The following is a 24,162-nucleotide window of genomic DNA, read 5'->3' on the forward strand; positions in this document are numbered from 1 at the left end:
CATCAGGCCTGACGGCTTTGCGGCACACCTAACTCGCGCAGGTGTTCGACAAATACCGAAGGCCGATCTTTATCAAACATTAGCCATACCTGCTGGCGCGCGCGCGTCATCGCCACATACGCCAGCCGACGCTCCTCCGCATCCGGGAAATCTTCCGGCTGCGGCAGCAAACCCTCTTCCATGATGGATTCACGCGCTTCTGCCGGAAAACCGTCGCGTCCCTGATGCAGCCCCAACACAATGACGAAATCCGCCTGTTGGCCTTTGCTGGCATGAATCGTCATAAAATACAGCTTTAACTTTGGCCAGCGCGTTTTGGCTTTATCGAGGATTGCGGGGCGCAAATGGTGGTAACGCGCCAGCAGCAGCACGCGCTCATCGGGTTTGGCATAGCCGCTCAGTTTATCGAACAGCGCTTCCAGTTGCTCCTGCGGCAGCAAAGTCACCGATTTTTTATTGCCCTTGCTCAAGCTATTTAGCGGCTTGCGCAGCTGATGCGGGTTTTGCTGCACGAAGCGATTGGCAATCTCACCAATGCGATCGTTAAAGCGATAAGTGGTATCCAGCACACAGCGATCGCCATCACCGAAATAGTGATGGAACGCGGTAGTCAGACTCATTTCGGCACCGCTGAAGCGATAGATTGCCTGCCAGTCATCGCCCACCGCGTAAAGGCTGGTTCGCTTGTTTTGCTGACGCAGCGCCGTCAGCAGGGCGGCTCGCTGCGGTGAGATGTCCTGAAACTCATCGACCAGAATATGCTTCCACGGGCTGATAAAGCGTCCTTTCTCCAGAATGGCAATCGCCTGATGAATCAACCCGGAGAAATCGACCGATCCTTCCTCTTTAAGCGCGCTTTTCCACGCTTTAAGCAGTGGCGCCATCAGTTTGACGCGTTTGCTGAAGTTATCGCGCTGCGCTTCTGCCACATCCGCGATCATTGCCGCCTGCGCGCCGCCGTGCATGCGCATCAAACCCAGCCAGCGCTCCATGCGCGATGCGATACGCTGCGCCAGTTTGTCATCCTGCCAAAACGGACCTTCGGGGATTTCCCACTCCAACTCATCCTGCAACCACTGACGCCAGCCGCTGGCCTGCGCTTTTTTGCTGTTGCACTGCTCGCGCCAGGTCTCAATCAGCAGCTGTCGCCGCGCCTTGCTGTCACTCTCCAGTTTGCTGATAACCGGTTGTTTGTTGCTGCCTTCACGGATGATATGCAGCGCCAGCGCATGGAAGGTACGCGCCTGAATCGCGCTCTCGCCAAGACGCGTTTGAATGCGGTCATTCATCTCTTCTGCCGCCTGACGACCAAACGCCAGCAGCAGAATTTGATCCGGTTGCGCCAGTTTGCGTTTCAGCAGCCAACCCGCACGCGCCACCAGCACCGAGGTTTTGCCGCTGCCAGCACCCGCCAGCACCAGCAGCGCATCTTCGCCATTTACTACAGCTTCACATTGCGATGGATTGAGCGGCGTGGTTTCAACCTTGGAGAAGAATTCGTGATAATCGCTGAGGATCTTGCTGGTCCATTCACGATTGCGTTGGCGAATGGCCGTTTCACCCTGATCCAGCCATTGCTGGCAGAATTCCCAGCGTTCACGACAGTTGTCAAACTCGGCAATACGCGCGAGGGGCAACGGCAAGGCAGAAAACTGGCGCGTAATGCTCTCTTTCACCGCGCTCAGCTCACTGCGTTTCAACCAGCGATCCTGCTGCGTAAAGGCAAGGATTTCCTGCTCCAGCGCGGCGAGCACCTCGGCGCTCACCTCGCTCATCTCCTGGCTCCACTGCTGCCAGGCGTGCTGCAAGTAGTGGAAAAAGCGCTGCGTTTCCTGCCATTCGGTGCCATGCAGGCGCACCACTTTCTCATCTGGCAGCAGGAACTCCAGTTCGCCCCACACCATGCCGCGCTTGCAGGCAATGTTGAGCAACTGGTTAAACGGAATCAGATATTCATGGCGATCGCCACTGACTTCCACGCCGGCGGCCAGCAAGCGCACCCGATTATAGGGATGCTGTGCCAGACGTTTACCCATTGATGTTGCTTTCAGTTCCATGTCCGCACCGTCATGTGGAATTCGATATCGCGCAGTTTACCTGTCAGACTCTTGGCGCTCCAGCCTTAAAAAGAGCTAAACTTGGCGCCACATATTGCGGATTGCAAAAGGAAAAACACGTTTATGCGTACCGTACTTAATATTCTTAATTTCATTCTTGGCGGCTTCTTCACCACCCTCAGCTGGCTGTTCGCCACGCTGGTGAGCATCGTACTGATTTTCACGCTGCCGTTGACGCGTTCCTGCTGGGAAATCACCAAGCTGTCTCTGCTGCCTTTTGGCAACGAAGCGGTGCATGTCGATGTGCTGCGCCCCGACAGCAAAAGCCATGTGATGAATACCGGCGGCACCTTCCTCAACATCTTCTGGCTGATTCTGTTTGGCTGGTGGCTGTGTCTGGCGCATATCTCGGCCGGTATCGTGCAGTGTCTGACTATCATCGGCATTCCAGTTGGCATCGCCAACTTCAAAATCGCCGCAATTGCGCTGTGGCCGGTGGGCCGTCGCGTGGTCTCTGTTGAAGAAGCACAGGCCGCGCGTGAAGCCAATGCGCGTCGCCGTTACTGAGGCCGTTCAATGATTCATGACGCCTTGCCAGGCTGGCGACGTTATCTGTTTAACAGCAGCCTGCGCTATTTGCTGCGCATCTTCTTTGCCTTAACCGGATGCGCGGCGGTGCCGTGGTGGCTGCACCAAATCGAGTGGACCATTCCGCTGACGCTGGGTGTAGTCGCTGCGGCGCTGGCGGATCTCGACGATCGCTGGGTTGGGCGTGTGCGCAATCTATTGATCACGCTGGTGTGTTTCTGTATTGCTTCGGTGTCGGTGGAACTGTTGTTTCCCCATCCGTGGGCATTCGGTTTGGGTCTGGCACTTTCCAGCTGGGGCTTTATTTTGCTCGGTGCGTTGGGACAGCGTTATGCCACCATCGCCTTCGGTGCGCTGCTGATTGCGGTTTACACCATGCTGGGCATCGGCTTATTCCCGCAATGGTGGATGCAGCCCGCGCTGCTGTTGATCGGTGCCCTTTGGTACAACTTGCTGACCTTTATCGGTCATTTGATGTTCCCGGTGCGCCCGGTTCAGGAGCAGCTGGCAGGCAGTTTTTCCCAGCTGGCGCGCTATCTGGAAGCCAAAGCGAACCTGTTTGATCCCGACGGGGACGATCAGGATGACGCCACGCTGGTTGCCACGGCGATGGTTAACAGCCAGTTGGTGGCACAGCTAAATCTCACTAAAAGCACTATTCAAACCCGTCTGCGTGGCGACCGCGGTTCACGCAGCACACGTCGCAGCTTGCACTACTATTTTGTCGCGCAGGATATCCATGAGCGCGCCAGCTCCTCACATCTGCAATACCATTTGCTGCGTGATAACTGGCGTTACAACGAAGTGCTATTCCGTTTCCAGCGCCTGATGAATATGCAAGCGCGCGCCTGCCGACAGCTGGCGGAGACCATTTTGCTGCGTCAGCCGTGGCATCACGACAGCCACTTTGAGCGCACCTTCGAACGGCTGGAAACCGCGCTGCAACGTCTTCAACAGAATGAGCCGCAGGATCCACACATTCACGCGCTGTTTTGGCTGCTGCGTAATCTGCGTGCTATTGATGCGCAACTGGCGTCGATTGAATCAGAACAGATGCTGGCCGAACCGTCCCCGCAGAGCGATCATCATCTGTCACGGGAAGGACTCAGCGGGTGGACAGATATCCGTTTGCGCCTCAGTCGCCATCTTAGCCCGCAATCTGCCCTGTTCCGCCATGCAGTGCGTATGTCGCTGGTGCTGTGCGTTGGCTACGCCTTCATTAAAATCACCGGCGTCGATCGCGGTTACTGGATCTTGCTGACCAGCCTGTTTGTCTGCCAACCCAACTACAACGCCACTCGACGACGCCTCGCATTGCGTATTGGCGGCACCTTAGCCGGCATTGCCATCGGCCTGCCGGTCTTGTGGCTGGTGCCCTCGATTGAAGGCCAGCTGGTGCTGATTGTACTGAGCGGCGTGCTGTTCTTCGCCTTCCGCCAGATTCAGTATGCGCAAGCCACCTTGTTTATCACTTTGCTGGTTCTGCTGTGCTTCAATTTGCTCGGCGAAGGTTTTGAAGTGGCGCTGCCGCGCGTGGTGGATACCTTACTGGGCTGCGGTCTGGCGTGGCTGGCCGTGGCCTTTGTATGGCCAGACTGGCGTTTTCGCAAAATCACCGCCGTTGCCGATCGCACACTGGACGCGAACTGCCGCTATCTGGATGCGATTATGGAGCAATATCATCAAGGCAAGGACAATCGTCTTGCTTATCGCGTGGCACGCCGCGATGCGCACAATGCCGATGCCGAGCTGGCGTCAGTGGTGTCAAACATCAGTGGTGAACTCAAGCTACAACAACCGCTACGTGAGAATGCGTTTCGACTGCTGTGCCTGAACCACTCCTTCCTCAGCTATATCTCCGCATTGGGAGCGCACCGCGAACATCTCGCGGATAGCACCTTGCTTACCTTACTGGATGACGCCGTCTGCTTCATTGAGGATGTGCTGCAGATCGACCGGGTTACGGATGTTCAAGCCACTGAGATGCAGCAGGCGCTAATGCAGCGCATGAGCGAGATGAAAAACAGCCCGGATACACGCGCACCACTAGTGATTCAGCAATTGGGCTTGTTAGTCGCGCTGCTGCCTGAAATCGCCCGTCTACGCCGTACCCTCGTCAACGATTAAAGCGGTTGATGCTCCGCCGCGTGCTGGCGGAGCATTTTTAGATACCAGGTATAAAGCTCTTGCCTGATTGCGCTGGGTAACGCTGCTTCATGATGTCCTGATATTGCACCTTCCAGCGCCAACAGCGTTTTTAACCCAATGTGCTTATTCACCGCCCGCAGTTTCAGCCAGCTTTGTCGCGACCCTGTTTCACACAGCAATTGCACCGAACTGATCCCTACCTTATGCAGCATCAGCTCCAATCGCAGGCTTAAATTCGGCAGGTCTTTCAAACGCAGCGAGACAAGTCTGGTAGCCGCTTCGTCCTGTGCGGCACGCAGAGAACATGCTGACAGCTGCAATAACTGTTCAGGGTTTTGCCACAATTGCGTATCCACTTTGAAGTAGCTCAGTGTCACCGGCACGCCACGCTTACGGTACACCAGCGGTTCCAGTGAACGCTGTGCGTTATAGACGTGAAGCGCCTCGCTGGCTCGAAGATAGAGTGCATCCTCATTGATATACGCAAAAATTATCTTCTCAACAGTCAGTGCATAGCCACCAAATTGCGTGCGCGATTCAATTTTACCTAATGCTGCCAACTGCGATTTCGATTGCTCAACTACCGGGTTATATCTCTTCATAACGCCCCCTTCAATGGATTCCATGCGCGGGAAATTTCCTATAAAAGCTCGCAGATTCATCTGGTTAGAAGATAAAAAAAACAATTTAGCTGTTCAATGAATAAAAGCAGGCGGGCGGTATCTTGTGCAGAAATTGCGAGGCGTTTTCAGAAATTGAGGTTGATCTTTATCCAGGAAGCCATTACTGTACATCCATACAGTTCATTACTGAGTGATTAAATTATGCGTACTCATTTCTCTGGCTCTGCTGACCGTTCAAATCGTTTCGCTTCATCCAGCCTAGCGCAACCTTCGCTGGGTGGAATCACTGAACTGCGTTCCAGCGAACAACCTGGAATGATGCAACTTATGCTGTTGCCGGTACTAAAACAGCTTAGTGAGCAATCACGCTGGCAGCTGTGGCTCACTCCAGCGCATAAGCTGAATCGTAACTGGATGCAGCAGTCGGGATTGCCGTTAGAAAAGAGTATGCATATCACCGAATCTGAGCGTTTTAACACCGTGGAAAGTATGGTGAAGGCATTACGTACGGGTAATTACAGCGTCGTTCTTGCCTGGATTCCGTACGAATTGAGTGATGAAGAGCGTTTAGAATTGGAACAAGCAGCGGCGGAAGGTGAAGCACTCGGTCTGATTTTGCGTCCGCAGGGACGTCAATATGCCCCTTCCAGACAACCTAACTCAGCAAAAATTCCGTCTGAATTGTTTCATTAAGTAAATTCCAGGAATTTTCTCAGCATTTTTTTTGCATAAGTTGCATCTAAGCTACTGATTCTTTTCCCGCCAGCTATGACAATGGCTTAGAAGCTTTTTTGTTTTCTAATACCGAAGATTTAGCCAGGTGATTTGTTAAAATGTGTGTATAAATCGCTGTTTTTTTGCTGCCCGGCGTCACATCATACTTGTAAGTTTCCAATCTCGTTGTAGACTTTAGCTCGCCAGGGTGCTCAATAACCTCCGTTTTTTCGGTAGAGTCAAAAGCGAGCGTTTAGACCCGGCGAAGGATTAACACAAAGAGCAACCTTTTTGCTCATTGCCTATTTGGATGATAACGAGGCGCAAAAATGAAAAAGACAGCTATCGCAATTGCAGTGGCACTGGCTGGCTTCGCTACCGTAGCGCAGGCCGCACCTAAAGATAACACCTGGTACACCGGTGCTAAACTGGGCTGGTCTCAGTATCACGATACTGGTTACTACGGTAACGGTTACGAGAACAACAACGGTCCAACTCACGAATCTCAGCTGGGTGCTGGTGCATTCATGGGCTACCAGGCTAACCCGTACCTGGGCTTCGAGCTGGGCTACGACTGGTTAGGCCGTATGCCTAACAAAGGCAGCGTGACCAATGGCGCGTTCAAAGCACAAGGCGTTCAGCTGGCTGCTAAACTGAGCTACCCAATCACCGAAGACTTCGATGTCTACACCCGTCTGGGTGGTATGGTATGGCGTGCTGACTCTACTCAGACCAACCCAACTACTGGCCGCATCAGCGACCACGACACCGGCGTTTCTCCGCTGGCTGCTGTTGGTGTTGAATACGCACTGACCAAAAACTGGGCGACTCGCCTGGACTATCAGTGGGTTAACAACATCGGTGACGCAGGTACTGTTGGTGCGCGTCCAGACAACAGCATGCTGAGCGTCGGCGTTTCTTACCGTTTCGGTCAGGAAGAAGATGCAGCGCCAGTTGTAGCTCCAGCTCCAGCTCCAGCGCCAGTTGTTGAAACCAAGCGTTTCACTCTGAAGTCTGACGTTCTGTTCACCTTCAACAAGGCAACTCTGAAGCCAGAAGGTCAGCAGGCTCTGGATCAGCTGTACAGCCAGCTGAGCTCAATGGATCCGAAAGACGGTTCTGTTGTAGTACTGGGCTTCACCGATCGCATCGGTTCAGAGCAGTACAACCAGAAACTGTCTGAGAAACGTGCTCAGTCTGTAGTTGATTACCTGGTATCTAAAGGTATCCCTTCTAACAAGATCTCTGCACGCGGTATGGGCAAATCTAACCCAGTTACTGGCAACACCTGTGACAGCGTGAAAGGCCGTAATGCCCTGATCGACTGCCTGGCGCCAGACCGTCGCGTTGAAATCGACGTGAAAGGTATCAAAGACGTTGTAACTCAGCCACAGGCTTAAGTTATCACGCAGTAAAAAACCCCGCTAAGGCGGGGTTTTTTTATGGCTGAATGTAATGAGAACGAAAAGAATTCTACTCTTTTTCCGAGCCACCATTCCCGAGGATCGCCTGCAGATCTTGCTTCAGCGTAGACATCTGGCTGGCATACTTCTCTTTGCGTTCGGCATCTTCAATCAACTGGACGATAGTTTCTGACAGCGTATTACTGCGACGCTGCGCCAATCCTGCCAGACGCTGCCACACCAGATATTCCAAATCGATCGATTTCTTACGCGTATGTTGATGCTCGGCATTAAAGTGACGCTTACGGCGCGCACGTATCGTCTGCTTGAGACGATTCTCCAAATCAGGATGAATGTGCTGAGCGATCCACTCGTTAACCTCAACCGGGCTATTTTCCATCGATAGCAGCGTATCAACCGCAGCTTGCGCCGCACTAAGCTCAAGATGACGGGTGATCAGTTCACCCTCCCGATGCTTTTTCACCAGGTATTTCCACTTCCATCCACTTTCAAGATTTTCGAGTTGCTGGTATTTCATCGGAATCTCATCGTGATCACGTAACAAACTAAGAATAACAGCTTTTTTCCTGGATGCAGCAAGGAAAAACATGTTGCAGCCGTCACAATCCGGGCCGGAACTCCGCCGTGATTAACCGGGTTGATTCCTGTATAATCGCGCTTTTCCTAAATCAGACTAATGCGAATATTTTGACCAGCACTCAAATTACGTGGCAAGCCCTGCAGCCGGATAGCGACCGCTACCAATCCATTTTCTCGAACGTCTCACTGGAAGATTGCGATAGTCTTGCCGCGGTTCAGCCGCGTCTGCTGAATGCGCTGGCGCATTTGCATCATCAAACCCTGGGTTTTCCACTGCTGTTATTGCGCAGTCAGGAAAACAGCGATTACCTGGCCTGCATCGCCGATGCAGCGCAGCGTTTCCAGCCGGATGAGATTGCTCTCTACGGTGGTGACTACCATGTAATGGGCGATAACGTCAGCTTGCTCGCACCAACCGATATCAATCGTCCGTTTACCAGCCAGGGCGGCGTGCATTTCGCCGACTGGATTGAAGCTGAGCAACTGTTCGGATGTGTACGTCAATATAAAGACCGTGTGCAACCTGAACCAGGCTTACTGCATCGTGCCAATGGCGGCACGTTAATACTTGCGGTCAATACTTTGCTGGCACAGCCGCTGTTGTGGCTACGTCTACGCAAGTGCATTGAGCAAGGTCGCTTCGATTGGTATTCACAGGATGAGCGCCAACCGCTGCCCGTAGCCATTCCCTCGCTACCGCTGCAACTGCGTCTGGTACTGTGTGGCGATCGTGATGCACTGGCCGCCTTCCAGGAAATGGATGTCGAAGTTCATGAGATGGCGCTGTATAGCGAATTTGAAGAGAGCTTACAGATTCTCGACGAAGACGACATGACGTCATGGTGTCAGTGGACGCTGACACAAGCTGAACAGGCCGGATTAGCGCAGCCTGAAGCGGATTTCTGGCCATTGTTGATCACCGAAGCGGCACGCATGACCGGTGATCAAGACACCTTACCGCTTTGCCCACGCTGGCTTCGTCGTCAACTGCAGGAAACGGCGCTGCATGGCGACAGCATCAATGCCGAAGCGCTGAAAGAAGCACTGGAAGCACGCCAGTGGCGTGAAGGCTTCCTCGCCGATCGCATGCGCGATGAAATCCTGCTTAATCAGATCATGATTGAGACCGAAGGCGAAGTGGTTGGCCAAATCAATGGCCTTTCAGTGGTTGAGTTCCCTGGTCATCCGCGTCCGTGGGGCGAACCTTCACGCATTACCTGTGTGGTGCATCCGGGCGATGGCGAATTCACCGATGTAGAGCGCAAAGCTGAGTTAGGTGGCAATATTCATGCAAAAGGCATGATGATTATGCAAGCCTACCTGATTGCCGAGCTGGAGCTGGAGCAACAGTTACCCTTCTCGGCTTCGCTGGTGTTTGAACAATCCTATTCCGAAGTGGATGGCGACAGCGCCTCGCTGGCCGAGCTGTGTGCGTTAATCAGTGCACTGGCTAACCAGCCGGTTAACCAGCAGATTGCGGTGACCGGTTCAGTCGATCAGTTTGGTAACGTGCAGCCCGTCGGCGGCCTGAATGAAAAAATTGAAGGCTTCTTCCACATCTGCAACTCACGTGAACTGACCGGTAAGCAAGGTGTGATTTTCCCTGCCAGTAACGCGCGCCATCTCAGTCTGAATCAGGACGTAGTGGAAGCGGTTAAAGCCGGACAATTCCATCTTTGGGCCATTGAGAGCGTAGATGAAGCGCTGCCGCTGCTGACCGGTATTGCCTGGCAGAGTGAAAGCGGCGAATCACTGCTTAGCACCATTCAGGAGCGTATTACCCAGTTGAACCAGCAGGAAGCTCGCCTGCGTCCATGGCCATTACGTTGGCTCAACTGGTTCAACCACAGCTGATAAGATTGCTCAGCGTACAACTGTTCGCTAATATTCGGGCTTCACTAAAAGAAGGCATATTGAGAACATGGTAGATAAACGCGAATCCTATAGTAAAGAAGACCTGGTTGCCTCAGGTCGCGGCGAACTGTTTGGCGAAAATGGACCGCCGCTTCCATCCAACAACATGTTGATGATGGACCGCGTGGTCAAAATGACCGAAGACGGCGGTAAATTCGATAAAGGTTTCGTAGAAGCCGAACTGGATATCCGCCCTGACCTGTGGTTCTTTGACTGCCACTTCATTGGCGATCCGGTGATGCCGGGTTGCCTTGGCCTTGATGCGATGTGGCAGCTGGTTGGTTTCTACCTCGGCTGGCTGGGCGCAGAAGGTAAAGGCCGCGCATTGGGCGTGGGTGAAGTGAAGTTCACTGGACAAGTCCTGCCTACCGCGAAGAAAGTGACCTACAAAATTCACTTCAAGCGTGTGATCAACCGTAAACTGGTGATGGGCGTGGCAGATGGCGAAGTCTTCGTTGACGGGAACCTGATTTACTCTGCGACTGATTTGAAAGTGGGTCTGTTCAAAGACACTTCAGCTTTCTAATCCTTCCAAACGAAAACCTCCGCACGCAGCGGAGGTTTCTTCCATAATGATAGACATCCAGCAGTGCTAGGCCACCGCTGACCTGTCCTCCATGGCTTGACGCCAACCTCCCAACCAGTGAGACCGTGCATCGATCAATTGATAAGGGCATATCTCTTTTGAACGCCCTGTAATCCCGGCTTGGTAGCCTCGTGAATGTGCTCGTTCCAGGCGGTCTCTCTTCTGTCTCTTCATGCCTCGTTTCCCTCATTTTTCAGGTCTGGTGGAATCTGGGTGGAAAGAAAGAGTGGCGATATAATGTTCAACCACAGTAATGTTCTAACCCGATGCAGAAGAAAGGTCAATGCGCAAAATTCACGCCAATGTCATGTTTTTGACGTTAAAGTGCCATGTAGAATTGTCAGTGGAATGTCTATCTGGCTGATTAGGCAATAAAAAAAGCCCCTGATTTGACTGCGATCACACTACAGCAAATCAAGGACTTAGCATAAGCATCGAACAAATCTTAATTTAGCGAAACGACACTATTTGCGATTTGTTGCGCCGTTTGCTGCCAGCCGAGAGCCAGAGTACGCACCAACGCATCATAGCCATCTTCAGTTTGCGGCAGCGTCAGATTAAAGCCATGTTTGATTAGGCGCCCTTGATGCTGCAGTAACCATTCGCCACTTACCACCACTTGCCCATCGTAACGTCCCTGGAAACCGGTGACATTGACGGAGAGCGTATCGTGGCTATCGCCCAGCGGAGCACCAGCAACCAAACGACCAGGCAGCGCTTTGCTGAGATTACTGATCAGCGTTTGCTGCAGCTGTTGATCAAGCGGACTGGCCCACAGGTTATTGGCCGCAATCACGTACTTCACATCGCTGGTCTGATACACCAGGCCGTTGCCCGCCATATAATCCGGTACCGTCACCTGCTCGACCCAAATCATCGGCTGTCCAGTGCCAGCGGCACTTTCAACGCGCGCCACATTATTGCCCGCCGGCAGCTGATAATAGGTATTTTCAATGGTGCTGCTGCAGCCTGCCAGCAGCAACAGCGCCCCGATAATTAGCCCTTTTTTCACTGTTTCGCCCTCTTTGGCTGTGGATCCTGGCCCGGCTTGGCTTCAAACACCAGCGCGTTACTTTTGCTATTCAGCGTTTTCAGCACCGGCTGCAGTTCACGTAGAACCTGATCAAGCCGCTGCATATCGCCCACCAGCTTGCTGTAAGCCGGCGAACCAGGTTGCAAACCTTTCATGCTGCGATTCAGTTCGCGCAGGGTTTGCTGCATATCTGAAGGCAGCGTTTTCATCGCCGGATTCGCCGTGACCTGATTGAGGTTATCCAGCGTCTTCTGTAGCTGCTGCAGCGTGCGCTGGCTCTCTTTCAAGGTACCAGTGGCTTCGTTCAGCACAGGATTGAGTGGCAAGCCGTTAATCTTATCCAGCGCCGCCATCAATTTCTGCTGAATCTGCGCCAGGCCGCCGCTGACGGTTGGAATCACTTCCAGGCCAGCCACTTCGTTCGGGCCTTTATACGCCGGTGCGTTGTCGTAGAAATCAAGATCGATAAACAGCGCGCCAGACAGCAGGTTACCGGTCTTCAGCGTCGCACGCAGACCGCGTTTTTTGCCTTCCTGCAGATGCTGCTCAAGATTGAAATCCCCGCCCAGACGATTAACAAAACGATCCGGCTCAATGCGGATCAGCACTGGCACACGATAGTCAGTATTCAGCGCCTGGTTCACGCCTGGAATCATGTAAGGTACTTGTGAAACCGTACCCAGACGAATGCCACGGAACTCAACCGGTGCGCCAACCTGCAAGCCACGAATCGAATCGGTGAAGAACAGCAGGAAATCGGTGTGAGCACTGTAGAGCGAATCCTGGATGCTGCGCTGATCGTCATACAGATGGTATTCCGCTTTGTTCTCCGCAGCACGGCCCAACTCAGCGCCGTCCGGCACGTCAAAACTGACGCCGCCGCTGAACAACGTGGTGAGCGATCCCATCTCTACGCGCATGCCGGAAGCCGACATATCCACCGCAATGCCGCTGTCTTTCCAGAAGCGCACGTTGGTGGTGATCAGGCGATCATAAGGTGCCGAGATAAACAGCTGGTAAGCCATCATGCGTTTATCGGTATCAAAGGTGCTGGTTTCTACTGATCCGACACGATAACCACGGAACAGCACCGGATCGCCCGGATTCAACTGCCCCGCTTTTTTACTGTCAAGCGTGACACGAATGCCTTTGGCATCCGGCGGGGCTAACGGCGGCGCATCCAGCAGTTGGTATCTCTCTGGCTTATCGCCCTTCGCGCCCGGCTGCAGTTCAATGTAAGCACCAGACAATAAAGTCCCTAAACCGGAAATACCTTCGCGGCCAATTTGCGGTTTGACCACCCAGAATGCGCTATCGCCTTGCAGCAACTTTTCCATGCCGGAATTAAGACGCGCTTTGATCTCGACGTGATGTAGATCGTCGGTCAGAACCGCGCTTTCCACCACGCCGACGTTAACGCTGCGGCTTTTAATGGTGGTTTTACCGGCTTCAATGCCTTCAGCATTCTCGGTAATCAGCGTGACTTCCGGGCCCTGATGGCTGAAGTGATAAAAAAGAATCCATCCGCCGATTAACAGCGTGACGATGGGTACAATCCAGACCGGTGACCAGCGTTTAATCTGGTCGACCTTAGCAGTCCCGTGATGGTTGTCCGTCAAGACGCGGCTCCTTACGTTCAGTTTCTCGTTGTCGATCCCACAGCAGGCGCGGATCAAAGGTCATGGCGGCGAACATCGTGAGAATCACCACCATGGCAAACAGCAGCGCACCCGGCGCAGGATACACACTCATCAGCCTTCCCATCCGCACCAGCGCAGAGAGAACGGCGATGACAAACACATCAATCATTGACCAGCGGCCAACGAATTCAACCACCTCATAAATCACGTGCATCTTTTCATCATCGCGCCCGCCGCGTCCGCTGCCGTGCCAGCACAGCCAGGCGATCGCCAGCATTTTCAGCGAAGGCACCATGATGCTGGCGATGAAGATCACCAGCGCTACCGGCCACGAACCGTCGCTCCACAGCAAAATCACCCCGGCCATAATGTTCGAGGGATATTGCGAACCGAGTGTTTCGGTCACCATGATCGGCATGATATTGGAGGGAATGTAGAGCATCACCGAGGTGATCAGCAGCGCCAGCGTCCATTGCAAGCTGTTCTTGCGGCGCGCATGCGCCTTCACACCACAACGCGGACACGCCAGTTGGTCGGCGGGCAGAATAGCGGTGCAACAAGGACAGCTACGCAAACCCTGCTTTAAGCCGCTAACACCGGCCAGCGGCACTTTCGGCAGCGGCGGTAACGGATCGATACGTTGCCACACCCAGCGGCGATCAACACATTGAAACGCCCGCAGATGCAGCACGCAGAACAGACACCACGGCCAGAAGCTGCTGCCGAGGCCAATTTCACCGTACGCCATCAGCTTAACGAAACTGACCAGCACGCCGGCCATAAAGATTTCCGCCATGCCCCAGCTACGCAGCTGAAACAGCACGCGCGCCAACCCAAGCCGCAGGTTATGCGGCATGCGAACGTTATTGACCAGCAGGATAATGGTGATCATGCAGAAGGCGGGAATGCCCTGCACGAACAGCAGAAACAGCGTTGCCAGGCTGCGGTAATCTTCGCGATCCATCACCTGCGGGATTTCGAGCAGCGATATCTGGCTGCTCAATCCCGCGACGTGCATATTGATGAAAGGAAACAGATTGGCCAGCACCAGCATAAACAGCGCCGAAAGGGCGTAGCCGGTCGGACGTCGACGCGGCTCCTGCCAGTTGGCTTGCAGCGTGGTGTGACAACGCGGGCAACGCGCACGGCTGCCGACCGGTACAGCGGGCAGCTTTACTGTTAAATCACACTGTGGACAAAGACTCCACTGATGCGCTTGATCCGCTGCACACATGCTGACTCCTTCCGATTACGCGCCGTTTTTCAGCGCTTCCAGCTCTTCCCAACGTTCAAACGCCACTTCCAGTTCCTGCTCGGTTTGCGCTAGCGCATCCAGAACCGGCTGGGTTTTATCGTGTGGCTGGCTGAAGAAGTCCGGATGACTCATTTTAGCCTGCAACTCACCGATGCGGGTTTCCAGCTGTTCCAGTTTTTGTGGCAGCTGTTCCAGCTCACGTGCCAGGTTATAGCTTAGCTTGTTGGCTGGACGTTTGGAGGCGTCACTTTTCTCTGCGGTTTTCGTCGGAGCAGCCGATTTGGCCTGAGTGGCTTTGCCCTGCTTATAAGCCGCGCGCTGCTGCTGTGCATCGTGATAGCCACCAACAAAGGTACCGATTTCGCCGTTTCCTTCGAAGATCCAGCACTCCGTCACGGTATTGTCGACGAATTGACGATCGTGGCTCACCAGCATCACGGTGCCCTGATAACCATCCACCAGCTCTTCCAGCAGCTCCAGCGTTTCGACGTCGAGGTCGTTGGTCGGTTCATCGAGAATCAGCAGGTTGCTTGGCTTGAGGAACAGACGCGCCAGCAGCAGGCGGTTACGCTCACCGCCGGACAAGGCGCGCACCGGCGTCATGGCACGTTTCGGATGGAACAGGAAGTCCTGCAGGTAACCGAGCACATGGCGCGGTTTGCCGTTAACCATCACTTCCTGCTTACCTTCAGCGAGGTTATCCATCACGGTACGATCCGGATCCAGCTCAGCGCGGTGTTGATCGAAGTAAGCGATTTCCAGTTTAGTACCACAGTGCACGCGGCCGCTGTCGGCTTTCAGCTGATCCAGCATCAAACGCAGCAAGGTGGTTTTACCGCAACCGTTCGGGCCGATCAGGGCGATTTTGTCGCCGCGCTGTACCTGAGTAGAGAAGTCTTTCACCAGGGTTTTGCCACCCACGCTGTAATTGACATCTTCCATCTCAAACACGATTTTGCCGGAACGGGCCGCTTCGCCGACCTGCATATTGGCTTTGCCCATCACTTCACGGCGTGCAGAGCGCTCGTTACGCAGCGCTTTCAAAGCACGTACGCGGCCTTCGTTACGCGTACGGCGCGCTTTGATGCCCTGACGGATCCACACTTCTTCCTGCGCCAGCTTGCGGTCGAACTCGGCGTTCTGCATCTCTTCGACGCGCAACGCTTCTTCTTTACCAGTCAGGAACAGATCGTAGTTGCCCGGCCAGGAAACCAGCTTGCCGCGATCGAGATCGACAATACGCGTTGCCATGTTGCGGATAAATGAACGGTCATGCGAGATGAACACGATGCTGCCGCTAAAGGTCTTGAGGAACGTTTCCAGCCAGTCGATGGTTTCGATATCGAGGTGGTTCGTTGGTTCGTCGAGCATCAGCACGCGCGGGTTGCTCACCAGCGCGCGGCCCAATGCCGCTTTACGCAGCCAGCCGCCGGAAAGCGAGGACAACTCGGTATCCGCATCCAGACCAATCTGCAGCAGCACGTCGTTGATACGGCTATCCAGCTGCCACAGGTTTTGGTGATCAAGAATGGTTTGCAGACGGCCCATCTCGTTGAGGTTCTTCTCGCTCGGATCTTCCATCACCAGATGGGAAATCGCGTGATAAGCCTTGAGATGCTCCGCCTGCTCGGCCACGCCTTCGGCAACGAAGTCGTAAACGGAACCGGTAATGTTACGTGGCGGATCCTGTTGCAGACGCGCCACCACCAAATCCTGCTCATAAATGATGCGGCCATCATCCAGCGGCTGTTCGCCGTTGATGATTTTCATCAGCGTCGATTTACCGGCGCCATTACGGCCAACCAGACAGACGCGTTCGCCCTCTTCGATATGCAGTTCGGTGTTATCCAACAGCGGCGCATCGCTGAACGAGAGGTAAGCGCCATGGATACTGATCAGTGACATAAAACTTATTCCTTACCGGCGTGGCTAACCAGCCAGCAGTTGTGAATTTGACGGTTGCGCGCGAAATCCTGCGACAGCGTTTTTTGGGTAATTTCCTGCGCCTGCAGACCCAGACGTTCTAAGCCGTCGAGATCCATTTTGAAGCCGCGCTTATTGTTGGAGAACATAATGGTGCCACCGCGACGCAGCAGACGTTTCAGGTTCTGCATCAGCATCATGTGATCGCGCTGCACGTCGAAATCGTCTTCCATGCGTTTTGAGTTAGAGAACGTCGGTGGATCAATAAAGATCAAATCGAACTGCTCATCACTCTCGCGCAGCCAGCTCAGGCAATCCGCATGCATCAGGCGGTGCTGACGACCGGTTAAACCGTTGAGACGCAGGTTGCGCTCGGCCCACTCGAGATAGGTACGCGACATATCTACGGTGGTGGTGGTTTTCGCGCCACCCAAACCGGCGTGCACACTGGCGGTGCCGGTATAGGCAAACAGGTTGAGGAAATCTTTGCCTGCGCTCATTTTGCCCAGCATCTGGCGCGCGATACGGTGATCGAGGAACAAACCAGTATCCAGATAATCGGTGAGATTCACCAGCAGGCGCGCATCAAATTCCTGCACTTCGAAGAAATCGCCCTTCTCGCCCAGCTTTTGATACTGGCTTTTACCTTTCTGGCGCTCGCGGGTCTTCATTACCAGACGATTCGCCGGGATCTCCAGCACGCTCAGCGTGGCGCTGATCACATCGAACAGACGCTGACGCGCTTTGTTGGCGTCCACGGTTTTCGGCGGCGCATACTCCTGAATCACCACCCAATCAGCGTAACGATCGACCGCCACGTTGTACTCGGGCAGATCGGCGTCATACAGACGATAGCAGTCGATATTCGACTGACGCGCCCATTTATCCAGCTTCTTCAGATTCTTACGCAGGCGGTTAGCAAAATCTTCCGCGATCTGCGCGCCGCCCTCTGCGCTGGTCGCAGCCAGCTGATAGTTTTTCTGCACGCACTCCAGCGGGCCGTTTTTGGCTTTGAACTGGCGATCGGCACGCAGTTGCAAACAGCTCAGCAACTCTGGCGAGGCGCTGAACAGCGACAGATTCCAGCCGCCGAAATTCTGCTTCATGATGCGGCCCAGCTGGCTATGCAAAGCAATCAGCGCCGGTTCACTTTCCAGACGCTCGCCGTACGGCGGGTTGCTCAATACTGTGCCGGTTATCTCTTTGCCCGCCAGCGGATTTTTCAGCTTGATCACATCCTGCTGCGCAAAGGTGAACAGCTCGAACACGCCTGCACGACGAGCATTGGCGCGCGCCGATTCCAGCACGCGGCTGTCATTATCGTAGCCATAGAAACGGGCGGTCGCCGCAGCGGTGCCGACGCGTGCGCGCTCTTTCGCGGCAGCATGAACTTCCTGCCACACCGCCTGATTGTGTTTCTTCCAGCGATTGAAGCCCCAATGGGTACGCAACAGGCCAGGCGCGCGATCGCAGGCGATCAGCGCCGCTTCCAGCAGCAGCGTACCGGAACCACACATTGGATCGACCAGCGGCGTGCTGCTCTGCCAACCCGAACGCATCACAATGGCCGCCGCTAAGGTTTCTTTTAACGGCGCGGCGCCGGTTTGCTGGCGATAGCCGCGCTGATGCAGTGAATCACCGCTCAGATCCAACGCGATGCTGACACGATCTTTGTTCAGCCACGCATTGATGCGGATGCCCGGTTGTTCACGATCAACGTTCGGGCGTTCCAGGTTCTGACGGGTAAAGCTGTCCACGATGGCATCTTTGATACGCAGCGCACCGAACTGGCTGTTGCGGATCACCTCGTTGGTGCCGCTAAAATGGATGGCAAAACTGGTGTTGCTGTCGAACATCTCGGTCCATGGAATACTTTGCGCACCCACGTAAAGATCGAGATCGCTCCAGACGCCAAATTCTCCCAGCGGCAGCAAAATGCGCGAAGCCAGACGGCTCCACAGCAGGCTTTGGTACATTACATGGTCGTCGGCCTGAAAGTGGACGCCGCCCTGCACCACCTGCAAATCCTGCGCACCCAGCGCGTCTAGCTCACTTTTCAACAGCTCTTCGAGCCCACGCGCCGTACTGGCAAACAGAGAATTCATATCGTCACTTTTTACTCTTGCTTAAATTGCTGCGCATTATAGCGAATCAGCGTGCTATGTCATAAAGTTAGCTTCTTTTAAACTTATGACCCTATTTCTGGAGTGGTGATGATTACGCTTTCACGCCTTTACATCTATCCCGTTAAATCTATGCGCGGTCTGCAACTGTCACATGCGCAGGTGCTGGAAAGCGGTCTGGGCTTTGATCGCATCTTTATGGTGACCGAACTGGACGGCACGTTTGTGACCGCGCGCCAGTTTCCGGAAATGGTGCGTTTCACACCTGCGCTGCTGCCTGATGGCCTGTTTTTACAAGCACCGGATGGATCGCAGGCGCTGATCCGCTTCAATGATTTTACCGCTGAGCAGTCACCTACCGAAGTATGGGGTAACCATTTCACCGCGCGTATTGCACCGGAAACCATCAATAGCTGGTTGAGCACCTTCTTCCCGCGTCCGGTGCAACTGCGCTGGACCGGCGCGGAACCGACGCGCCGCGTGAAGCGTTTTGATCACGTGCCGCTGAGCTTTGCCGACGGTTTTCCCTACCTGCTGGTGAACATGGCCTCATTGCAGGATCTGCAACAGCGCTGTCCGGCCAGCGTGCGCGTTGAGCAGTTCCGACCCAATCTGGTAGTAAGCGGCGCGGCCGCGTGGGAAGAAGATAGCTGGAAGCGTCTGCAAATTGGCGAGATCACTTTTGAAATGCCGAAGCCGTGCAGCCGCTGCGTGTTTACCACCGTCGGCACCGAAACCGGCCGTAAACATCCTAATGGCGAACCGCTTACCACCTTGCAGGGTTTCCGCAGTGCGCAGGATGGCAGCGGCGACATCGATTTCGGTCTGAATTTGATTGCGCTCAACAGCGGCATTATTCGCGTCGGCGATGCAGTGACCATTTTAGAGAAGCAAACGCCGCGCGCTTACGGTGCCGGCGCCGTGGTCGAAACGCTGGCGCCGGTCGCCAGCAGTCACAGTACAGTAACCATTGATTATCAGGGTGCGAGCTTTAGCGGCGACAATCAGCAAGTGTTGCTGGAACAGCTGGAGATGCAGGGTTTCCGCATTCCCTACTCGTGCCGCGCCGGACTCTGTGGCAGCTGCAAAGTGACGTTGGTCGCGGGTGAAGTGAAAGCACTGAAGAAAAGCGCGGTGCGCGCAGATGGCACGATCTTAAGCTGCAGCTGTATTCCGGCAGGCGATATCGAACTGGCGTAAGCCGATTACACCGCCCGCGCAAAGTGGGCGGTTTGTTCCTGCTGCTGTGGACGTAAACGATCGTTCATGATCTTGATCGCATCACCCAACTGCATACCTTTACCCGCCACGGTTAACGCATTTTGCGCTAATAAGCACAGCGCCGCATTTTCACCGCTTTCAACCACAAACAGTTGTGCCTGCTCGCCGCTATCGGCTAGCGTCACCGCCACCATATCGCCCGCAGCCGGCTGCCAGCTGTGCGCGTGATGAGCAAAGTGCCAGCTTTTAGGCATCAAGGGTTTGAGAAAACGACTGGCCACCAGCGCGTTTAAAACTAATTCGGCACGCTGATCGCCTTTTAATCCACTCTGACGGCAACGTTCTTCAAAAGTAAAATAGAGCGCGGCGTCATCAACGCAAAAGCCGCTGATATTAAATGCATCAGGCGTCAGCATTTTGCGCGAGAAGCGCGAGCGAAATAACATGCCGTCGGCTAAATCCAGCATCATGCGGTCATGCTCTGCGTCGAAATACCAACGCCAGTTGTCATCAGGTTTGATTTTCATGATCTGCCCTGTGGTTTATCGCTGCGCTAAATGGCGCTTAATTAAAAAAATAAATCTGAGAAAAAGCTGAAAAATGCACCAGCAGGACAAAATATAAACGAGCCGAAGGGATAAATAAACCCCTCGGCGCAGTAAAGTGGGAAATGTCTTAGAGGTGGGTCACGATATCTTTAATTAAGCCTGGGCCTTTATAAATAAATCCGGAGTATATCTGCACTAATGTTGCACCCGCGGCAATTTTCTCGCGCGCTGAAACCAGCGAATCAATACCGCCGACGCCAATAATAGGTAAGCGGCCCTGCAGCTCTTGCGCCAGGCGGCGAATCACTTCGGTGCTGCGTGATTGTACCGGACGACCACTTAATCCACCTGCTTCTTCGGCATATTTAAGGCCGCTCACCAGCGAACGATCGAGCGTGGTATTGGTGGCAATCACACCATCAATATTGTGGCGCAGCAAACTGTCGGCAACCTGGATCAATTCTTCTTCGGTAAGATCCGGCGCGATCTTTACCGCCACCGGCACATATTTAAGGTGCCGTTCTTGCAGCTCTTGCTGTTTTAATTTGATGGCAGAGAGAAGATCGTCCAGCGCTTCACCATATTGCAGCGTGCGTAATCCTGGCGTGTTCGGTGAGGAAATATTGATGGCAATATAACCGGCGTGGGCATATACCTTTTCCATGCAGATCAGATAATCGTCTTTACCATTCTCAACCGGCGTATCTTTATTTTTGCCAATATTGATGCCGAGAATGCCTTTAAAGCGCGACTTTTTGACGTTGGCGATCAGATGATCAACGCCGTGATTATTAAACCCCATGCGGTTAATAATCCCTTCCGCAGGCACTAAGCGGAACATACGCGGTTTATCATTTCCCGGTTGCGCCAGCGGCGTTACCGTTCCCACTTCGACAAAACCAAAGCCCATCGCGCCGAAGGCATCAATGCACTCGGCATTTTTATCGAGGCCAGCCGCTAAGCCGAGCGCGTTCGGGAAGGTTAATCCCATGCAGGTGACCGGACGGGATGGCAGCGACTGGCGAATCAGCCCTTCCAGCGGAGTGCCGCTGATAAAACGTAGTTGTTGAAAGGTGAGTTCGTGCGCACGCTCAGGATCAAGCTTAAACAGCGCCGGCCGGACGATAGGATATAACATGCACTCTCCTCAATGACGGAAACCAGGGAAGTCGGGGTGCACGGGAAAATGTGCGCCAGAATGGTAAGGTGCTCTGGCGCAAAAGTAAATTGTTCTACTGCATCACAATTTGATCGTTATCAGCGTCGTGCAGAATAGCGGCCAAGCTGTTCACGACACGCCTGCAGGCCACTGTAAATCGTCGGGCAGTACCACATCAGCTTCAGACGCGCGCTGTGCTGCAACACATTGCGCACCAGCTGATTCACCTGCGGCTGCCAATCTGTTGGGATCACCATGTGATTTTTGCGGATCTGCGCCAAACAGCTGTGCATCACCGTTTGGTAATAGCTATCCAGCAAGGCTGCATCCACCGGCAATTGCTGGTCACGCAGGAACTGTTCGCTGCTTTCACGCGCAATAAAGTAGTTTTTCACGTAGGAAAAATCGCGCGTACTCTGCGACAACGAGGTCAGCATAAAGCGCTTGTAGTAATAGCTTTGGCTGGTGCAATAAATGTTACGCGCCTGCAGATAGAGCGCAAACATGTACGGTGCATCTTCATGGTTCTGGATCGGCAGAAATTGCAGCGCCAGTTGATCAATTAAGCGACGCGAAATGATGCTGCTCCACACCACGCGGTGCGCCGACTGATGCTGCATCAGCGTACGCAAGCTGGTGCTGCCGCCGGGCAATAATCCACTGACGTGACGCTGATGAATGGTTTGATAGTGGCGCTGCGCGGCGGGCAGATCGAAGAACATTTTCGCGCCAAAGCAGAACAGATCGATATCCTCATGGCGCGCCTGCACGCGACGGAAGTCGGCGAACAAGTCGGTGGAGACAAAATCATCCGCATCCATGAAGTAAACAAAATCGCCGGTTGCAACAGAGAGCCCTTTCATACGCGCGGCACTGACGCCACCGCGCTCACCGCTCAGCAGCATCACCTGCGGATGCTGGGCCGCAAACGCCGTTAGCCAGGCCACGCTGCTATCGCTGGAGCCATCGTCGATAACAATGATCTGTTCCGGCGGCGATGACTGCCGCAACAAAGAACTCATCGCTTCTGGCAGCCAGGGCGCGCAATTCCAGTTCGGAATGATGACCGAAACCGTAGGGATACGGTGAGATGACATCATGCTCATCCTCTTTCCTCAACGTTAAACAACGGAATTCTGAGACGCTTCAACACCACGCTGTGCAGCAGGCAGCAGACACCAAGATTGAAGGCGCCAATCAAGCCGAGCCACAGCAGGTTGATCCAGCGATTTTGATTCCACTCGATCGGCAAGAAAGTGCTCAACCAGGCGATGGCGGCGGAAACCGCCCAAATCAGCATTACGTCGCGGGTTAACCAGGTGAAGTGAATGCCCGGCGCGAAGCGGCGATGCACCAGCCACGCCCAACCCACCAGATAGAAGATGTTTTGTCCCAGCCATAACCAACCGGTGCCCAACGCGCCGTAGTGAATAGCGCACCAGATGTTGAGCGGCACCAGCAGCACGGCAAAGCAGGTGAAGCCTTTCATGTGCAGCTTGAGGTTGCCGTTGATGTATTGCAGGTGATAGAGCAAGCCACAGATGGCCTGAATGCCGCTGCCCAATGCGTACAGGCTGAGAACAAACGACATCTCATCAACAATCTGACTCTTCTGCGTCCATGCCCACAGCAGCGGGCCGGCGTAACAGGCAATAGTAATGCTGAGCGGCGCCATAAAGATCGCCACCGCCTGCGTAGTGTAGCGATAGAGTTTCAGCGACTCCGCATCGCCCTCTTTACGGGTTTTCATGCCGGTCATACGTGGCACAATCGCCTGCATAATCGGGCTGCTGAGCAGCAGAATGCCGGTCGCAGCCGTCGCCACCACGGTAAACGAACCGTATTCGCTTAGCGGCAACGTCTTGGAAAGTACCAATCGGTCGATTTGCGAAATAAAGGTCCACACCGCACTGGAGAATGCCGCGCTGAGGGCAAAACGAATAAAGGGTTTCAGCACCTCTTTCAGATCGCCGCGCTTCTCTTTGCGCGCCGCTTTGGGAATCAGCTGACAAGATTTATAGATACAGCAGGCTGCTTCGGCAATCGATACCAGCAGTTGCCAGACAAAGAACGCCAATACCGGATTAGAGAAGAACTGAATCACCAGCACTGCGCCGAAGGTGCGTAAGGTGGTGATGATCAGGTTGACGCCGTTCAGCCAGACTTGATGTTCGAAGCCGACAATTACGCTGCGATACGGACTGGTGCGCCAGCGAATCGCGGCGGTAATCACCATAATCGCCACGGCAATCACCACATCGCCCGCCGGAAGATGACGTGCATCCAACCAATGCGTGGCAATCCACGGCGTTGCCAGCCAACCCAACACCACCAGCACAATGGTGGAGAACAGGAAGAATTTGGTCAGCGTGGCAAACAGCGCCGGGAACCAGACGAACTCCGCCTGATTTGCACGATAGCGCGCCGCTTCCCGCATTAAGGTAGTAGAAACACCGGCATCGAGTAATTGCAGCCAGGTTAATAAGATCGAAAAGAAGCCCACTAAACCGTAGGCTTCCATTCCTAAGTGTTGAATATAAAGTGGTACAACCAAAATACCTGACAGCGTCAGATAGATTTGACCAACATAGTTGGCAATCGCGTTACGTTTTATAGACATAGGTGTT

20 protein-coding genes are annotated in these 24,162 nt (G+C 54.0%); 7 read left to right on the forward strand and 13 right to left on the reverse strand.

Annotation, left to right across the window (positions count from 1 at the left end):
• Positions 1-2: 2 nt before the first annotated feature.
• Positions 3-2,057: a DNA helicase IV gene (gene helD / locus BM323_RS02470; RefSeq protein WP_091003201.1), complete on the reverse strand. Its 2,055-nt coding sequence runs from the start codon at positions 2,055-2,057 to the stop codon at positions 3-5.
• Between the two features lie 123 nt (positions 2,058-2,180).
• On the opposite strand from helD, the gene BM323_RS02475 reads away from it, so the two are divergent.
• Together BM323_RS02475 and yccS are read left to right on the forward strand one after the other, a co-directional pair.
• Positions 2,181-2,624 carry a YccF domain-containing protein gene (locus tag BM323_RS02475; RefSeq protein ID WP_008101434.1) on the forward strand — a complete coding sequence of 148 codons (444 nt, stop codon included), beginning with the start codon at positions 2,181-2,183 and terminating at the stop codon, positions 2,622-2,624.
• Between the two features lie 9 nt (positions 2,625-2,633).
• The gene (gene yccS, locus BM323_RS02480; RefSeq protein ID WP_008101436.1) at positions 2,634-4,772 is read left to right on the forward strand and encodes a YccS family putative transporter; all 2,139 of its coding nucleotides are present in this window, start codon (positions 2,634-2,636) and stop codon (positions 4,770-4,772) included.
• Here the strand turns inward: yccS and BM323_RS02485 are convergent.
• Entirely contained in the window at positions 4,769-5,395 is a 627-nt protein-coding gene (locus BM323_RS02485; protein ID WP_036647432.1) for a TfoX/Sxy family DNA transformation protein, read from the reverse strand. The two genes, yccS and BM323_RS02485, sit on opposite strands and share 4 nt — an antisense overlap.
• Before the next feature lie 222 nt (positions 5,396-5,617).
• On the opposite strand from BM323_RS02485, the gene sulA reads away from it, so the two are divergent.
• Both sulA and ompA read left to right on the forward strand, forming a co-directional pair.
• Complete coding sequence (gene sulA / locus BM323_RS02490; RefSeq protein ID WP_008101440.1) at positions 5,618-6,109, forward strand: SOS-induced cell division inhibitor SulA; 492 nt, start codon at positions 5,618-5,620, stop codon at positions 6,107-6,109.
• A gap of 350 nt (positions 6,110-6,459) precedes the next feature.
• Positions 6,460-7,530, forward strand: a complete 1,071-nt coding sequence (gene ompA, locus BM323_RS02495; protein WP_008101442.1) for a porin OmpA — start codon at positions 6,460-6,462, stop codon at positions 7,528-7,530.
• A 73-nt stretch (positions 7,531-7,603) separates the two neighbouring features.
• Here the strand turns inward: ompA and matP are convergent, their stop codons facing one another.
• Positions 7,604-8,071 (reverse strand): macrodomain Ter protein MatP, encoded by a 468-nt coding sequence (matP, locus tag BM323_RS02500; protein WP_008101445.1) that lies wholly within the window; start codon positions 8,069-8,071, stop codon positions 7,604-7,606.
• A 53-nt stretch (positions 8,072-8,124) separates the two neighbouring features.
• Between matP and BM323_RS02505 the strand changes: the two genes are divergently transcribed.
• Together BM323_RS02505 and fabA are read left to right on the forward strand one after the other, a co-directional pair.
• Positions 8,125-9,987, forward strand: a complete 1,863-nt coding sequence (locus BM323_RS02505; RefSeq protein ID WP_052025978.1) for an AAA family ATPase — start codon at positions 8,125-8,127, stop codon at positions 9,985-9,987.
• Between the two features lie 67 nt (positions 9,988-10,054).
• Complete coding sequence (gene fabA, locus BM323_RS02510; protein WP_007887361.1) at positions 10,055-10,573, forward strand: bifunctional 3-hydroxydecanoyl-ACP dehydratase/trans-2-decenoyl-ACP isomerase; 519 nt, start codon at positions 10,055-10,057, stop codon at positions 10,571-10,573.
• A gap of 66 nt (positions 10,574-10,639) precedes the next feature.
• Here fabA and rmf read toward each other — a convergent pair whose 3' ends face one another.
• The 6 genes from rmf to rlmKL form a co-directional block, all read right to left on the reverse strand.
• Positions 10,640-10,807 carry a ribosome modulation factor gene (gene rmf, locus BM323_RS02515; protein ID WP_071531634.1) on the reverse strand — a complete coding sequence of 56 codons (168 nt, stop codon included), beginning with the start codon at positions 10,805-10,807 and terminating at the stop codon, positions 10,640-10,642.
• A gap of 271 nt (positions 10,808-11,078) precedes the next feature.
• Positions 11,079-11,645 carry a membrane integrity-associated transporter subunit PqiC gene (gene pqiC / locus BM323_RS02520; RefSeq protein ID WP_008101448.1) on the reverse strand — a complete coding sequence of 189 codons (567 nt, stop codon included), beginning with the start codon at positions 11,643-11,645 and terminating at the stop codon, positions 11,079-11,081.
• Positions 11,642-13,285: an intermembrane transport protein PqiB gene (gene pqiB / locus BM323_RS02525; RefSeq protein ID WP_008101450.1), complete on the reverse strand. Its 1,644-nt coding sequence runs from the start codon at positions 13,283-13,285 to the stop codon at positions 11,642-11,644. The genes pqiC and pqiB overlap by 4 nt, the downstream gene beginning before the upstream one ends.
• Entirely contained in the window at positions 13,257-14,540 is a 1,284-nt protein-coding gene (pqiA, locus tag BM323_RS02530; protein WP_008101452.1) for a membrane integrity-associated transporter subunit PqiA, read from the reverse strand. The genes pqiB and pqiA overlap by 29 nt, the downstream gene beginning before the upstream one ends.
• Positions 14,541-14,555: 15 nt before the next feature.
• A complete protein-coding gene (locus tag BM323_RS02535; RefSeq protein WP_008101455.1) occupies positions 14,556-16,466 on the reverse strand; it encodes an ABC transporter ATP-binding protein in 1,911 nt (636 codons plus the stop codon).
• 5 nt (positions 16,467-16,471) lie between these two features.
• On the reverse strand, positions 16,472-18,589 hold the full coding sequence (rlmKL, locus tag BM323_RS02540; RefSeq protein ID WP_008101457.1) for a bifunctional 23S rRNA (guanine(2069)-N(7))-methyltransferase RlmK/23S rRNA (guanine(2445)-N(2))-methyltransferase RlmL: 2,118 nt from the start codon (positions 18,587-18,589) through the stop codon (positions 16,472-16,474).
• Positions 18,590-18,697: 108 nt separating this feature from the next.
• Here rlmKL and BM323_RS02545 point away from each other — a divergent pair, with 108 nt between their 5' ends.
• Positions 18,698-19,807: a YcbX family protein gene (locus BM323_RS02545; RefSeq protein ID WP_008101459.1), complete on the forward strand. Its 1,110-nt coding sequence runs from the start codon at positions 18,698-18,700 to the stop codon at positions 19,805-19,807.
• 5 nt (positions 19,808-19,812) lie between these two features.
• On the opposite strand, the gene BM323_RS02550 is transcribed toward BM323_RS02545, so the two are convergent.
• From BM323_RS02550 to BM323_RS02565, 4 genes are all read right to left on the reverse strand, one after another.
• Entirely contained in the window at positions 19,813-20,355 is a 543-nt protein-coding gene (locus BM323_RS02550; RefSeq protein WP_091003219.1) for a cell division protein ZapC, read from the reverse strand.
• Positions 20,356-20,503: 148 nt separating this feature from the next.
• Positions 20,504-21,514, reverse strand: a complete 1,011-nt coding sequence (pyrD, locus tag BM323_RS02555; RefSeq protein ID WP_008102342.1) for a quinone-dependent dihydroorotate dehydrogenase — start codon at positions 21,512-21,514, stop codon at positions 20,504-20,506.
• 119 nt (positions 21,515-21,633) lie between these two features.
• Positions 21,634-22,635 carry a glycosyltransferase family 2 protein gene (locus BM323_RS02560; RefSeq protein WP_238541688.1) on the reverse strand — a complete coding sequence of 334 codons (1,002 nt, stop codon included), beginning with the start codon at positions 22,633-22,635 and terminating at the stop codon, positions 21,634-21,636.
• 2 nt (positions 22,636-22,637) lie between these two features.
• Positions 22,638-24,155 carry a lipopolysaccharide biosynthesis protein gene (locus BM323_RS02565; RefSeq protein WP_008102345.1) on the reverse strand — a complete coding sequence of 506 codons (1,518 nt, stop codon included), beginning with the start codon at positions 24,153-24,155 and terminating at the stop codon, positions 22,638-22,640.
• Positions 24,156-24,162: the final 7 nt, after the last annotated feature.

Source organism: Pantoea sp. YR525, from assembly GCF_900116775.1.
Lineage (GTDB): Bacteria > Pseudomonadota > Gammaproteobacteria > Enterobacterales > Enterobacteriaceae > Pantoea > Pantoea symbiotica.